13 protein-coding genes and 1 pseudogene are annotated in these 15,003 nt (G+C 34.6%); 10 read left to right on the top strand and 4 right to left on the bottom strand.

All coding sequences use genetic code 11. The features are described 5' to 3' along the window. Position 1: 1 nt before the first annotated feature. From E0I61_RS13120 to E0I61_RS13085, 8 genes are all read left to right on the top strand, one after another. A complete protein-coding gene (locus E0I61_RS13120; protein ID WP_132071933.1) occupies positions 2 to 1,543 on the top strand; it encodes a glycosyltransferase family 2 protein in 1,542 nt (513 codons plus the stop codon). Continuing rightward, on the top strand, positions 1,540 to 2,541 hold the full coding sequence (locus E0I61_RS13115) for a glycosyltransferase family 2 protein (RefSeq protein WP_132071931.1): 1,002 nt from the start codon (positions 1,540 to 1,542) through the stop codon (positions 2,539 to 2,541). The genes E0I61_RS13120 and E0I61_RS13115 overlap by 4 nt, the downstream gene beginning before the upstream one ends. Continuing rightward, positions 2,538 to 3,344 carry a class I SAM-dependent methyltransferase gene (locus E0I61_RS13110; RefSeq protein ID WP_132071929.1) on the top strand — a complete coding sequence of 269 codons (807 nt, stop codon included), beginning with the start codon at positions 2,538 to 2,540 and terminating at the stop codon, positions 3,342 to 3,344. The genes E0I61_RS13115 and E0I61_RS13110 overlap by 4 nt, the downstream gene beginning before the upstream one ends. 22 nt (positions 3,345 to 3,366) lie before the next feature. Beyond that, on the top strand, positions 3,367 to 4,503 hold the full coding sequence (locus tag E0I61_RS13105; RefSeq protein ID WP_132071927.1) for a glycosyltransferase family 4 protein: 1,137 nt from the start codon (positions 3,367 to 3,369) through the stop codon (positions 4,501 to 4,503). After that, a complete protein-coding gene (locus tag E0I61_RS13100) occupies positions 4,504 to 5,499 on the top strand; it encodes a glucosamine inositolphosphorylceramide transferase family protein (RefSeq protein WP_132071925.1) in 996 nt (331 codons plus the stop codon). After that, the gene (locus E0I61_RS13095) at positions 5,496 to 6,575 is read left to right on the top strand and encodes a glycosyltransferase (RefSeq protein WP_132071923.1); all 1,080 of its coding nucleotides are present in this window, start codon (positions 5,496 to 5,498) and stop codon (positions 6,573 to 6,575) included. The genes E0I61_RS13100 and E0I61_RS13095 overlap by 4 nt, the downstream gene beginning before the upstream one ends. Further along, positions 6,572 to 7,915, top strand: a complete 1,344-nt coding sequence (locus tag E0I61_RS13090) for an O-antigen ligase family protein (protein WP_132071921.1) — start codon at positions 6,572 to 6,574, stop codon at positions 7,913 to 7,915. The genes E0I61_RS13095 and E0I61_RS13090 overlap by 4 nt, the downstream gene beginning before the upstream one ends. Positions 7,916 to 8,232: 317 nt before the next feature. Beyond that, positions 8,233 to 9,627: an exopolysaccharide biosynthesis polyprenyl glycosylphosphotransferase gene (locus E0I61_RS13085; protein ID WP_132071919.1), complete on the top strand. Its 1,395-nt coding sequence runs from the start codon at positions 8,233 to 8,235 to the stop codon at positions 9,625 to 9,627. 65 nt (positions 9,628 to 9,692) lie between these two features. Here E0I61_RS13085 and E0I61_RS13080 read toward each other — a convergent pair whose 3' ends face one another. Both E0I61_RS13080 and E0I61_RS13075 read right to left on the bottom strand, forming a co-directional pair. Beyond that, a complete protein-coding gene (locus E0I61_RS13080) occupies positions 9,693 to 10,829 on the bottom strand; it encodes a lipoprotein N-acyltransferase Lnb domain-containing protein (protein ID WP_132071998.1) in 1,137 nt (378 codons plus the stop codon). Between the two features lie 25 nt (positions 10,830 to 10,854). Next, entirely contained in the window at positions 10,855 to 11,934 is a 1,080-nt protein-coding gene (locus E0I61_RS13075; protein WP_235832124.1) for a putative type IX sorting system protein PorV2, read from the bottom strand. Between the two features lie 183 nt (positions 11,935 to 12,117). On the opposite strand from E0I61_RS13075, the gene E0I61_RS13070 reads away from it, so the two are divergent. Then, a complete protein-coding gene (locus E0I61_RS13070; RefSeq protein WP_131993439.1) occupies positions 12,118 to 12,834 on the top strand; it encodes a CDP-alcohol phosphatidyltransferase family protein in 717 nt (238 codons plus the stop codon). 9 nt (positions 12,835 to 12,843) lie between these two features. Beyond that, entirely contained in the window at positions 12,844 to 13,707 is an 864-nt protein-coding gene (locus tag E0I61_RS13065; protein ID WP_132071917.1) for a glycoside hydrolase family 25 protein, read from the top strand. 81 nt (positions 13,708 to 13,788) lie between these two features. Here the strand turns inward: E0I61_RS13065 and E0I61_RS13060 are convergent. Then, positions 13,789 to 14,157: pseudogene (locus E0I61_RS13060) on the bottom strand (four helix bundle protein). A gap of 51 nt (positions 14,158 to 14,208) precedes the next feature. Beyond that, entirely contained in the window at positions 14,209 to 14,949 is a 741-nt protein-coding gene (lptB, locus tag E0I61_RS13055) for an LPS export ABC transporter ATP-binding protein (RefSeq protein ID WP_131993433.1), read from the bottom strand. Between the last annotated feature and the right edge of the window lie 54 nt (positions 14,950 to 15,003).

The following is a 15,003-nucleotide window of genomic DNA, read 5'->3' as shown; positions in this document are numbered from 1 at the left end:
TTTGATTATTGTTTGTCATATAAATACTAAAATCACAACGGTGACGGCCTTAGATAATCAAAAAATTGAATTTGATTATCATGGGACTATTGCAGGTGGTTTACAGCAGATAGCAAAACAATTTCCAGAAAAAAAAATACTTTGGTGTCATTCAGCTGTTAAAGAACGTTTGAATTTTGAGGCGATAAAAACGCTGTTTCACCATGATAAAATGATGTTGTCTTTTTCCTCTCCACAACATAATTTTTTTGATACTAAAATAGGCTATGTTGAGGGGTCTTTATTCATTAATGTTAATAAAAAGGTATCCTATCCCACTTGGCAAATGAGCAGTGTTGCAGGCGTTATTCATGCCTCTGTTTTAAATGCACTAAAGGATAAAATAGTTTGCACTGCTGATTTTGATTATTATTTGTGTTCTATAGCAAAAATAGGAATGCCTTTAGGTTTGTTTTGTTATTCTGAACCAGGACTCTTAAAGTCAGGAGAATTAAAACGCATGCCCAAAGCTGGTATTTATACTCTTTTCCGATTTGTTAAGCAGCACTATAAGACCCGATGGGTATTTCTATTGGTGTTGAATTTGGTTTTATATGAAAGGAAATTTCATGTACTACCTTTACTATTTTCACTTTTTTATAAGAATAGGAAAAACAATACTCTAAATATAGATTCTATACTTGTTCAGTCGTCAAGAAAAACAATTGATACAGCTACTGTTGATGTCATTATTCCGACTATTGGCAGAAGCGACTATTTTTATGATGTATTGAAAGATTTGTCGCGACAAACGCATCTGCCTAACAAAATTATTATTGTAGAACAAAATCCAGAAGAGTTTAGTAAAAGTGAATTAGACTATATTTATGAAGAAAAGTGGCCTTTTAAAATAGATCATTTTTTTATACACAAGGCGGGTGCTTGTAACGCCCGAAATCTTGCTTTACATCAAACTGAAAGTGAATGGGTATTTTTGGCTGATGATGATATAAGAATTTCCGAATTATTTATCCAGAAGACTTTTGAAAGTATACATAAATTTGGTGTAAAATCAGTCTCGATTAGTTGTTTGCAAAAAAGGGAAAAACAAGTTTTTAAAAACATTTTTCAATGGCGAAGTTTTGGTTCCGGATGTAGTTTTGTTGCTACCCAAATTTTAAATAATTGTAATTTTAATATGGGTTATGAATTTGGATTTGGTGAAGACTCCGATTTTGGAATGCAAATACGAAATCAAGGCCATGATGTGTTGTACTTACCTGAGCCTGAAATTATTCATTTGAAGGCTCCAATTGGAGGTTTTCGAACAAAACCAGTATTGTTATGGCAACAGGACAGTATTCAACCCAAGCCATCACCAACAGTCATGTTATACATCATTTCACATAATTCTAAAGAACAGCTTAGGGGGTATAAAACCACTTTGTTTTTTAAATATTATAAGTACCAAAAAATAAAAAATCCATACCGTTATTTTAAAATGTTTCAAAAACAATGGGATCAAAGTATATTTTGGGCTAATCAATTAAAAAAGGTATCATGAAATTTTCGCTGATAATTTGTACGTATATGCGTCCAAAACCCTTGATCCAATTGTTGCAATCAGTTCAGGAACAGACTGTATATCCTAATGAGATTTTAATCATAGATAGCTCTACAAATGAGGAAACGGAAATTATTTTAAAAGAAAATCGGTTTGAAGATTTAAACTATTTTTTGGTTTCATCCCAACACCGTGGGCTGACCAAACAACGGAATTATGGAATAGAGCGGGTGGAAGAAGAGATGGAAATCGTTTGTTTTCTGGATGATGATACTGTCTTAGAAAATGATTATTTTGAGCAACTCTTACAAACCTATCAAATTTATCCCGAAGCTTTGGGAGTTGGAGGTTATATCATAAATGAGTCAGAATGCGAGTTTGTAGGGGAGGATTATTCTCCTAAAATAGATGAGTATTATTATGACGGCTGGAAGCGAAAGGATGGCAGTCGATTTGTTCTACGAAAGAAATTAGGATTGGACAGTAATTGTCCTCCGGGATTTTCTTCCTTGTTTTCGCATGGCCGAAGTGTTGGTTTTTTGCCACCCAGCGGTAAAATATATGAAGTCGAAATGCTAATGGGAGGGGTCTCTTCTTTTAGGAAAAAAATTTTTGAAAGCACACGGTTTTCTACTTATTTTGAGGGGTATGGGTTGTATGAAGATGCGGATTTTACGTTGCGAGTTGCTAAAGAAGGAAAGTTGTATTTGAATACTGCGGCCCAATTAAATCATTTTCATGATGCCTCAGGGAGGCCTAATCCATATCAATATGGTAAAATGGTGGTGCGTAATGGCTGGTATGTGTGGCGGACTAAGAATTCGAGACCTTTATTAAATGCCAAACTTAAATGGCATTCTATCACTATATTGTTGGCAATAATCAGATTTAGCAATACATTTACTGTTAGTAATAAAAAGGAAGCCTTTATTGAGGCTGTAGGTAGAACAGTAGGGTGGTGGAGTCTTCTGTTAAATAAACCAAATGTATTAAAATGAAAATAACAGAGTCTATTTTAGAAACCAATAAAAAACAAAAGGAATTTTATAACAATATTAGACAAAATTTCTCGACCAAAATTTGGGCAAATTTTAGAAATGGACTTCTAAACCAAATTAGAAAAAGTATAGGTATTCAGGATCAAGCCTATCTCTTGCATAAAGAATGGTTTGGCGATTTATCTCATAAAAAAGTGCTCGATCTCGGTTGTTATTCAGGAAATTACTGGTCATTGTATCTTGCCGAAAACTCGAAAGACTATCTGGGTATTGATTTGAGCGATGTTGCCATTGCAAAATTGAACGAAAGGTTGAAACCTTTTCCTAATGCTAAAGCCGAGGCGGTTGATTTTCTTTCTTCTGATTTTGCTGACAAAGATTATGATTTGATTTATGCTTATGGTGTCTTACACCATTTTGAAAATACCGATATTCTAATTGACAAATTGAATGATAAGTTGGCTCTGAAAGGTGAGATAATAAGTTATGATCCTCTTGAAACTAGTTTGCCTATAAAAATCATTAGAACCCTTTATCGCCCCTTTCAATCAGATGCGGCCTGGGAATGGCCGTTTACCAAGAAAACATTTTATCAATTTCAAAAAGCTTTTGTAATTAAAGAGAGGCGTGGGCTTCTTGGTAAATCAAAATGGGTTGCTTTTTTGGATATTTTACCTATTTCAGCAAACAAGAAAAAGATAATTGGACAAAAATGGCATCAACACGATTGGGATGAATCATTGGCTTCTGATAGCGTGATGTTTAGTTGCATGCATTTAACGATGTTGATGCAGAAGAGATAATAGTTAAACTTAATATCAAAAGATGACTTTTGCAATCATAACTCATGTACCTCATATCATTGAGCGTAATAACTATTTTGCTTATGCTCCCTATGTCAGCGAAATGAATGTTTGGACAAAGTATGTGGAGGAATTGATACTGGTGGCTCCAATAGTAATGTCAGAGACAACTCTTGTAGATAAAGCTTATCAACATCAAAATATTAAATTTATAGCTATTGAGCGCTTTGATGTTTTGAGTTTAAAAGGTGTTTTTAGTGCCGTTTTAAAAATACCAAGAATAAGCTGGAAGATTTTTAAAGCGATGAAAAATGCTGATCATATCCATTTGCGCTGCCCAGGAAACATAGGATTGTTAGGATGTTTTATTCAAGTGCTTTTTCCTAATACTCCGAAAACTGCTAAATATGCCGGTAATTGGGATCCGAGATCTAAGCAGCCTTTGACGTATAAACTGCAACAATGGATTTTGAGTAATACGCTGTTGACCCGAAATATGCAGGTATTGGTTTATGGCCATTGGAAAAATTCCAGTACAAACATACGGTCTTTTTTTACAGCGACTTATACCGAGTTGGAGAAATTACCTATTTCTAAAAAAGAGGTGAAAGGACGTATTGATTTTGTTTTTGTGGGCACTTTGGTAAAAGGCAAGCATCCGTTGTATGCGATTCAGTTAGTGGAGCTTTTGTCTAAAAACGGATACGATGTGCGCCTTAGTTTATATGGGGAAGGAATAGAACGCACTGCATTAGAACAGTATATTATAGCCAATCAATTAGAAGCGGTAATTGAATTACAAGGGAATCAATCCAAGGATACCGTTCAAAAAGCTTATCAAAATAGTCATTTTGTGGTCTTGCCTTCCGATAGTGAAGGCTGGCCAAAAGCGATTGCTGAGGGAATGTTTTGGGGCTGTGTTCCATTGGCAACACCGGTATCCTGCGTGCCTTTTATGCTCGATCAAGGAAAAAGAGGTGTTTTGCTAGCAATGGATTTGGAAAAAGATGTTAGAAAGACAGAAACGCTTTTAAATAATAAAACCGATTTTAATGCTAAGAGTGAAAACGCTTCGAATTGGTCCAGGAACTATACTTTGGATGTTTTTGAACGAGAAATTCTGGGTTTATTGAAACAAGATTCAAAATTCAAGAATTAAATGAAAAAGCAATACCTATTTTGGGTTCTTCTTTTTGTGGTTGCATTGCTTGCTATAATCAACTATAGAACTCCTTTTTTTCAACAAGACGGAGGGGGGTGGTCTATAGGTTATGGCGAATCAGCTGGTTATCCAGATAAGATTGCCGTGGATAAAAACTCCATTTATTCGATCGAAACGTTGAAAGCTCAAAATGACAGTACGGTGTTTCTTGCTGATCCCTTTTTTGTCAAAGAAAAAGACACTTTTTACCTGTTTTTTGAACATAAAAAAAACAAACCCAATGCGGATGTTGGTTTATTGACCTCAACAGACGGAAAAAAGTATCAGTATCGGGGAACTGTTTTAACCCAAAAATTTCATTTGTCTTATCCTCAAGTTTTTAAATATAAGAATGATTTTTATATGGTACCAGAGTCCAAACAGGCAAATATGGTGTTGTTGTATAAAGCATATCATTTTCCTTTTGACTGGAGGATTTGTGATACTTTGATTGCCAATGTTGCGCTCGTGGATCCTTCCATCTATTTGTCGGACTCTTTGAATATTTTAGTTGCCACCGATTATAATAAAAATATGTACCTCTACCAAGCGGACTCCCTGTTTGGGAAATGGAAATTACATGAAAAACCAATTGCTTTAATAGGAACTGAGGCACGAGCGGGTGGCCGTTTTTTTGCGGATAAAAAAGGATTGGTTTTACCAGTACAAAATTGTACCAAAGGCTACGGGTATGGGTTATCTTTATATCGTTTTTCTTTTCATGACGGAAGTTATGATGTGAAAAGAGAAAGCCCTTTTTATTTAATGGCAAATAAAAATATAGCAGCATTTAATGCGGGAATGCATCAGTTGGATATGCAACGTTTAGACGCTACCCATTATTACTATGTTTATGATGGGAATCGATTAATAAGCAACTCTAAACATCTAAATATTAGGGGACCGCTGAAATGGAGTTATTTGGATTTAAAAAATTGGATACTAAAAAAATGAGGATACTTCAACTAATAGATAGTTTAGAAGCGGGTGGTGCCGAACGCATGGCGGTCAATTATGCGAATGCATTGGCTAAACAAATTGAGTTTTCCGGATTAGTGGTTGGTCGTAAAGAAGGACCTCTTGTGAATCAGATTGATGATGGTGTTTCGTATTTGTTTTTGAATAGAAATAGGGTCATTGATTTTAAAGCTCTTTTTAAGTTGAGAAACTATGTAGTAATACATAAAATTGCAGTTATTCATACACATAGTACTTCTTTTTTTCTTGCCTTTCTTCTAAAGCTACTTTGCCCTTCGATTAAAATAATTTGGCACGACCACTATGGGGATAGTGAGTTTTTAAATAAAAGGCCCTTACTGGCTTTACGACTGATTACTCCTTTTTTTAGTGGGATTATTGCGGTCAATCAGAACCTAAAAGTTTGGGCAAATGAAAATTTGCATTTTGAGAACTCTATTTATTTGCCCAATTTTCCATCGGAAGAAAAAAATGGTACAGACCATACTGTATTGAAAGGGACTAGTGGAAAAAGGATTGTGTCCTTGGCCAATCTAAGGGTACAAAAAGATCATTTTTTATTGTTGGAAGTAGCTAAGAAATTAAAAGTATCTCATGCCGATTGGACCTTTCATTTAGTAGGAAAAGATTTTGATGATGCCTATTCCAAACAAATTAAGTCTTCTATAGTTGAAAATGACCTTGAAAAAAATGTGTTTCTTTACGGTACGAAACAAGATATAAAAAACATTCTCGACCAGTCAACAATCGCAATACTGACTTCTCAATCGGAGGGCCTGCCCGTGGCGCTTTTGGAGTATGGTTTGCATAAAAAACCTATAATAGTAACCGCTGTGGGGGAAATGCCTTTGGTAATTCAAAACGGAATCAACGGATTTCTTGTAGATGTCCAAAAAGAGGAGTTGTTTTACAAAGCAATAATTGAATTAATAGAGAAAGAGATACTTAGGGATGTTTTTGGTGAAACATTATATAAAACTATTTTTGAAAATTTTTCAAAAAAAAGGATTATAAAACAGTATCTAAATTGGTTAGAAAACAGTCAAAAATGAAAAAAGAGGAACAAACATATCTGTATTTAATTCTTTTTCATGTAGCCATAGGTATTATGGTGTATGTATTTCCTTTTACAGCAAAATTGTATGGTTATTCTATCTTTATACTAGGAATTTATTTTGTTATAAAAACCCAAAATAAAAATCACCAAGCCTTAATGGTGGCAGCTTATATAACAGGGAGCGAGGTGTTGCTGAGAATGACAGGCGGTAATATATCATATGAATTTTCCAAATACGGGGTGATGATTTTTGTTTTTATTGGAATGTATTATAAAGGATTGTCCAAAGGGGCAACGCCTTATTGGTTTTTTTTATTATTATTAGTGCCCAGCATCGTCCTTTCTACTTTTGTCTTGGATTTTGATAACAATATCAGAAAGACCATCGTCTTTTATATTTCTGGGCCGGTCTGTTTGGCATTAGCGTCTTTGTATACGTACAGGCGAAAAATAGCTTTGGAACATATGAATAGTATTTTATTGAGCATAGGATTACCAATAATTAGCTGTATGGTTTATTTAACCTTCTATACCCCAAACATAAGGGATGTGGTGACAAGCACCCAATCCAATTTTGAAACTTCAGGTGGCTATGGACCGAATCAGGTGGCTACGTTTCTGGGGTTGGGCATGTTTATTTTTTTTTCGAGGATTATATTAGAGTCTCCAACTAAATTTATGTTAATAACCAATTTAATAATCGCATTTAATATTAGCTATCGTGGCATGCTTACGTTTTCAAGGGGAGGAATGATCACCGGTTTTATGATGGTAGTTTTGTTGTTGTTGTTCCTGTATTTCAAATCCAATTATAGAGGAAAAGTAAAACTCAATTATATTATTGTATTTGTGACTTTAGCCATGATGGCGACCTGGGGATATACTTCGTTTCAAACCGGCGGGCTTATTGATAAACGCTATGCCAATCAAGATGCTAAGGGAAGGGTAAGGGAAAGCCAATTGACCGGTAGAGAAGATATAGCGCGTAATGAGATCGATATTTTTTTTGAGAATCCTATTTTTGGAGCTGGTGTAGGAAAAGGAGTGGAAATTAGGGAGCTAAAAACAGGAATTCAAGTACAATCTCATGATGAGATCACCCGAATGCTTGCGGAACATGGTACCTTGGGTATCTTGGGCTTGCTGATTTTGTTTTTTACACCGCTGGTATTGTATCTGGAGAACAAGTTCAATATGTTTTTGTTGTGTTTTGTTGCTTTTTGGTTTTTAACCATCAATCATGCCGCTATGCGTACCGCTGCGCCAGCCTTTGTGTACTCTCTGTCTTTGCTTAATGTGCAGTTGGGTTTTGCTAAAAGAAAGAAAGAGGATTAATTTGTTATTCTTTATTTTTATTAATGAAGTATGTTCCTAATCTATTTGAGTGTATTTTAGTATTTGAAAAAACACTGCCAATGACGTTTTACTATATAGGGCTTCGATCCTTCGATAAAAACTCAGGACAGGCTCTGCTCAGCCTGACATTTTGAATGTTATTTTGTATTGCTTTTTTTGTTTCATTATATTAATTAGATCTGAGGTGGTCACAGATTAATACGTTAAAAAGAAAATTTTGTTAAAAAAATTAACATATCTTAAATTTACTTCGACTCAAAAGCATTAAATTGCACCCCTAAACGTAAATGCCACTCATGTTTTCAGTAGACAAGATTCATTTTGAAATATCAGAACGAAAGATGATTCTTCGCATTTTTGATGTGTTTTTTGTTTTGGGTTCTTTGTTTTTTGTTGGAAAAATATTTGATTTTGACTATTTTACTATATCAACCAATAATTTATATTGGATGATTATCTTGGGAGTTTATGTCAATCTTTTCGGAACTATTTTCGAAATGTATAATCTTCAGGTTGCCAGCAATCAATTTCAAGTGCTAAAGAGTACGATTCTGACCGTTTCGACGACCGTTTTGGTGTATTTATTAACGCCGTTTTATTCTCCGGTATTACCCTCTAAAAGAATTCAGATTCTATTGTTTTATCTAGTTGTGTTTTTGGCTTTGTTTTTATGGCGGATGTTTTACGTTACGTTTTTAGCCTCTAATCGGTTTCTTCAAAATGCAGTTTTAATATGTGATAAAGAACAAGTAGAAGAGTTGATTTCCGGATTAGAGCATATAGATCCCCATTATAAAATAATTGCGTTTGTCAATGCCGATGCTGCCGAAGATGCAATAGCCGAATATCCTTATGTTAAAAATATAAAAAGGGAAGAGCTGTTCTCTTTTGTAAAAGAAAATTCTATATCCGAAATTGTGATTGCTTCTCAAAAAACAGATGGAATTACTGCCGAGTTGTATCAGCAGCTGCTTCGTTTACTGGAGTCTGGGAGTATAATTAGAGAGTATACACAAGTGTATGAAAGTAAAACGGAGCGTATTCCGGTACATTATATGTCCAGAGATTTTTACCGATTTTTTCCTTTTAGCAGAATCAATCACAATAAATTGTATCTATTAAGTGTCAGAATTTTCGAAATTGGTATTTCGATACTTGGATTATTCATTGGTCTGGTATTAATCCCATTGCTGCTAATAGGAAATGCAATAGGAAACCGAGGAAAGTTATTTTATACCCAAGAGCGTGTTGGCAAAGATGGTGTGGTCTTTGAAATTTTAAAATTCAGGACTATGGTCAGCAATGCTGAGTCTAACGGAGCTGTTTTTACCGCTACAAATGATTCGCGTGTAACAGTTTTCGGTAAATTTTTAAGAAAAACAAGAATTGATGAGTTTCCCCAATTTATAAATATTTTAAAAGGCGATATGGCCGTTATTGGTCCTCGTCCGGAACGCCCTTTTTTCGTAAAAGAAATTGCTGAAATAATGCCTTTCTACGAAACAAGACATATTATAAAACCGGGCCTTACGGGTTGGGCACAAGTAAATTATGCTTATGGAGCGACAATTGATGAAAGTTTGATAAAACTGCAATATGATTTGTATTATATCAAACACAGAAGTGTTTTTCTGGATTTGAGTATTGCTTTTAAAACAATTACCACCGTTTTGTTTTATAGGGGGCAATAGTTATTATCATCAATCTATTATTATTATTATTATTATCAATATTAATATTTCAAAAAATATATATTTTAAATGATAATTGGAATGCGTTTTTTATTTTGAATTGCCAATCTGACCAAAATAATTCCGCTTGTAATTACCAATGGCAGTACCAATACCAAATGAATTTTGTTGATTATAAAAAAGAAATAGATTCCTAACGACAGGATATTAAATAACGCCAGATTGTAAATTCCTTTTTTGTTTTTTGTCCAATAAAAATAAAGCAGCCCTAATAAGGTTGGATTAAACAGTACAATATTATAGTTGTATCCTAATTCCAGATGTGACGAATAAAAGCCGACAAACGTAAAGAACATGCCTATTACTGCCATTATGGTGAGGTAAAATAAATCGATGCTTTTCTTTCTCAAAAAGATAATAAAGCAAAGAAACAATATATACGTGTAGGGATTATTCCACCAAGAGGTGGGAACTTCTTTTTCGAATTCTATGATAGTTTTGTTTTCCTGCGCTAGAGGTTGATTCTGAAAAGAAACTTTCTTCAGGCTTTTTTGTAATTCAAAAGGTAAAAATATTTGTGTCCCCAAACCATCTACTTTTTTACCAAAAATGATACTGGTTCCTAATTTTTCGTAAAAGTGATTGTCAAAATACGGATAAAGGATGGTTCTGTAGGTGATATCGGTATCGGTGTTTTTTACAATTGCAGTGGTGTCTACTGTTTTATTAATGATATCAACAACCATCGATGTACAGTTTTTATCAATAAATTTATACGTATAATGACTATCGCCCGAGGCCAAAGAAGTGTTGAGGTTGTCAAATAGTTTTTGTTTCAACGTAAAAGGAATATTCAATTCCTGCTCATAAACGGATCTTTTTTCATACTGGTATTGATTGATGAAATCAGGATAGGAGTGCGCTACGGCAAAATATTGTAAGTCCCCTTTTATGAATTTCAGGACGAAATCTGGTGTATTAAAATCAAAAGCACCATAATTGTATACCACATCAATTGCGTTGACTGTATCGCGTACCCGAATTGCAGTATGTCCAAAAAGAGAATAGGATTCGTTACCCGTTCCGCAAGTAAGTACACTGACTTGTGTGTTTTTTGATAATTTGATGCTTTGACTAAAGCTATATAGGGATGAGAATAGTAGTGTGAAAAGAACTATTTTTTTTAAAGAAGCTATATTCATTTGCTGTGGCATTGCTGTTTTTAAATTAATTTCTAAACATCCCCAAATCTACTTTAACCGAAAAAATGTTGGAATACAAAGCGGTACTTTGATCGCCCAAATCAGTTAGTGCATAATCAATCTGGATGCCTTTGTATTTAAAACCCAATCCGATATTAGGCTGAAAGCCCACTTTTTCGGAGTTGTCTAATTGTTGTACATTTTGAAAATTACCCACTCCGGCACGTACAAATACCAAATCAGTATAGCCAAATTCTAATCCCATAGCGGGATCGATACTGACAAAATCTGTCGAGATAAGGTCATTCGTTTTGGCAAATCGCATATTCATATTGGCAGCAGCCAAAATACTGTAATCGTATCGTATGATGATTTTTTTAGCGATTCCCAGTTGTGCTTTTGGAGCCGTAATCTCAGTACTCTCCGGTAATTCTTGATTTTCTCCGGGTATGGCGTTGGCAATTTTCTTGTATTCTTCTTCATCAATATTCCACACATTGTAGGTTGTGGTTATATCTCGAAGCATTAGCCCAAATTGCCAGTTGTTCTTTTCGAACTGCAATCCGACATCAAAACCAAAACCCCAAGAATTGGCAAATTTGCCAATAATTCGTCGGATAACTTTGGCGTTTACGCCATATTGAAACCCGCGAACAGGAAGTTTTCGAGCATAAGAAAAAGTGAAACCATAATCAGCAGTCGAAAAAAGACTGATTCTGTTGTAATCAATATTACCTTGGCTGTCGATTAATTCCGTAGTATTTAAAATGTCATCCACACCAAAACGGATTAATGAAATTCCCCAAGCACTCCTGTCATCTATAGGGCTTGCGTAGGCCAAGTAATCGTATTGGGCAATATTGGCGAAATAATTTGCATGCATTACTGATACCTGATGATCCTCCAGATGAATCAGTCCTGCTGGGTTCCAATACCCGGAATTCACATCACCGGTAGCAGCTACAACAGTATTTGACATGCCCAATGCAGCCGCATCCACGCCGATATTCATAAACTCATTCGAGTATTTTCTAACAGCCTGACTGTAGTTTAGAGTACTAACCAAAACCGTTGCTAATAGGAAGCTTTTTTTCAATGGGGTCATTTTTACAAACGAAAAGTCTGTTTAATTTTTATCAAAAATATAATTTTTTACTGAGCTTATTTCTTCCTTTGAGTAAATATATGCAAACAAGAAACCGCTATTGAAAAAACTCTATTAAAAACGTACTTCTCCTTGACTTATTATGCTAAATTTGCCAACTGTGGTTCACTAAATTTTACAACTATGATTATTAAAAAGCATATCCCCAATATCATTACTTTATTAAATCTTTTTTGCGGTTGTATCGCTTTGGTTTTTGCTTTTAACCAAGATTTTGAAATGGCATTTTATTTTGTTTGCTTAGGTATATTCTTAGATTTTTTTGATGGTTTTTTTGCCCGCTTATTCAAAGTTTCGAGTCCGCTTGGATTGCAGTTGGATTCTTTGGCAGACATGGTTACCAGCGGTGTTGTGCCGGGTTTAGTGATGTTTCAAATGATGATCGATCATTCATCAATTGCGCCAGTTGGTCATTTACAACTGTTTCCTTATTTAGGATTTTTGATTGCCTTAGGTTCTTGTTACCGATTGGCAAATTTTAATATTGATACCCGTCAAACAGATTCTTTTATTGGTTTGCCAACGCCTGCCAATGCACTGTTTATTTTAAGTCTTCCCTTGGTTTTAAAATACACCGATTCTTTATTTATTGTCGAAATTTTGACGAATCAATGGGTTTTATTGGTAATAGCGTTATTAAGCGCTTACATCTTGAACGCTGAAATTCCTTTGTTCTCCTTAAAAATAAAAAAGTTCAATTTCAAGGATAATGTACTTCAAATTGTGTTTTTGATTTGTTCTCTTTTGTTGTTGATTTTCCTCCAGTATTTAGGAATTCCTTTAGTCATTCTCTTTTATGTTTTGCTGTCCGTGGTGCATAATAAAATGCTGAAAAAGTAGTTTTTTTGAATGAAAAGAAAAACGGTCAGAAGAAAAACTACGGTAGTCCGTAAACCTAAAAAGAAAGCAACTGTTTTCTCCGGAAAGGTTTTGCGCTATTCTATTGTTGCTATTTTTGTTGTACTGATAATTGCTGTTGGTTATTATTATCGAGATGGTTTAGCGTATTATTTTAGTTTTAAATCGGATAAGATTCTAAGAGAAGAAACAGAAGCCAAGCGCATTTCTGATGTTCGCAATTATCAGGTTTTAGAAAAACACGAAGGAAAAAGCATTGGTCTTGACGTTTCGGAATACCAAGGAAAAATCCGATGGACTTATGTAGATACTTTAGAAAAGAAATATCCCTTAGATTTTGTGTTTATTCGTGCTACTGTTGGAAAAGACAGAAAAGACCGTCAGTTTAATAGGAATTGGCTTGGCGCCAAAGAAAATAAAATGATTCGCGGGGCCTATCATTACTATCGTCCTAACGAAAATTCAATTGAGCAAGCCGAATTTTTTATTAAAACAGTAACGCTTCAAAAAGGAGATTTACCCCCGGTTTTGGATATTGAAAAACTTCCTAAAAATCAGTCGATTGAAAATCTTAAATTAGGTTTGAAAAGATGGTTAAATGCTGTGGAATCCCATTACGGTGTAAAACCTATTATCTATACCGGCGAGCGGTATTATGACGATTTTTTGAAAGAAGAATTCAGCGATTATCTTTTTTGGATTGCCAATTATAATTTTTACAGGGAGGAAATTGCCGAAGATTGGTTATTCTGGCAATTCACCGAAAAAGCATCAGTTCCGGGGATAAAAGGGAATGTAGATGTTAATATTTATAATGGAGATTTGCAACAGTTGCGGTACATTACAGTGGAGTAGTTTTTTAGTATTCAGTGTTCAGTGAACAGTAATTTAGTGAACAGTGATTAGAGGTTTGGAAATAGATTTAATCGATATTTTTTAAATGGTTACTCCGAACTTTTGAGGATTTAAAATCATGTAATTGATTAGTTTTCCAACTTCATTGCTTTCATTTAATAATTCGTTGTAAATACTTTCGCTTATATAGTTGCATTTAAGTGAAAATTCCATCCAAACTTAAGTTTCTGAGTTTTCAGCATCGGAATCAGTTAATTTACTATGAAAATGTTTAGGATAAACTCTTTTTCTATATGCTTCCGCGATATTAGCGGGTACGCTTCTAGAAGAACGCCTAATTTGATCCGTCAAAGAATACATTTCTTCTTTTGGGAACGATTTTGTTATTTCAAAGATTTTCATGGCTAATGAAAATGATTTCTGATGCACTAATAAGTCTTGGAATTTCATATCGTCTGTTTTTTTAGAACTGATCACTGCTACTGATCACTGACCACTTTTTTAAAACTCTAATTTCTTCTTTCTCAACTCAAAATTTTGTCCAAGATAGACGCGACGTACCATCTCATCTTCTACTAATTCTTCCGGAATTCCCGCTTTTAGGATTCCACCTTCAAACATAAGATAGGTTTTATCCGTAATAGCCAAGGTTTCCTGTACGTTGTGATCCGTAATAAGAATTCCTATGTTTTTATTTTTTAACTGCGCCACAATTCTCTGAATGTCTTCAACGGCAACAGGATCGACACCGGCAAATGGTTCGTCCAATAAAATAAATTTTGGATCGGTAGCCAAACATCTTGCAATTTCGGTACGACGGCGTTCTCCACCCGAAAGTAAATCGCCACGATTGGTACGAATGTGTTCTAAGCTGAATTCTTCGATTAAACTTTCCATTTTAGCTTCTTGTTCAGCTTTGGTAAGTTTTGTCAATTGCAATACGCTTAATATGTTGTCTTCGATGCTTAATTTTCTAAAAACGGATGCTTCCTGCGCTAAATAACCAATTCCCTGCTGTGCTCTTTTGTACATAGGATAATCGGTAATATTCAAATCGTCCAGAAATATATTGCCTGAATTCGGTTTAACTAATCCCACAATCATATAAAAAGAAGTTGTTTTTCCAGCACCGTTTGGTCCCAAAAGCCCTACGATTTCGCCTTGATTCACTTCTACCGAAATGCCTTTTACAACACTACGACCTTTATAGGTTTTGATTAAATTTTCGGCTCTTAATTTCATTTTTTTAGTTTGATTGTTTAACCGTTCAAATAAACGGATAAAGAATTAAAGGAT

This window comes from Flavobacterium ranwuense, assembly GCF_004349315.1.
GTDB classification, from domain to species: domain Bacteria; phylum Bacteroidota; class Bacteroidia; order Flavobacteriales; family Flavobacteriaceae; genus Flavobacterium; species Flavobacterium ranwuense.
The sequence above is the reverse complement of the archived record's forward strand: the minus strand, read 5'-3'. Positions and strand labels throughout refer to the sequence as shown.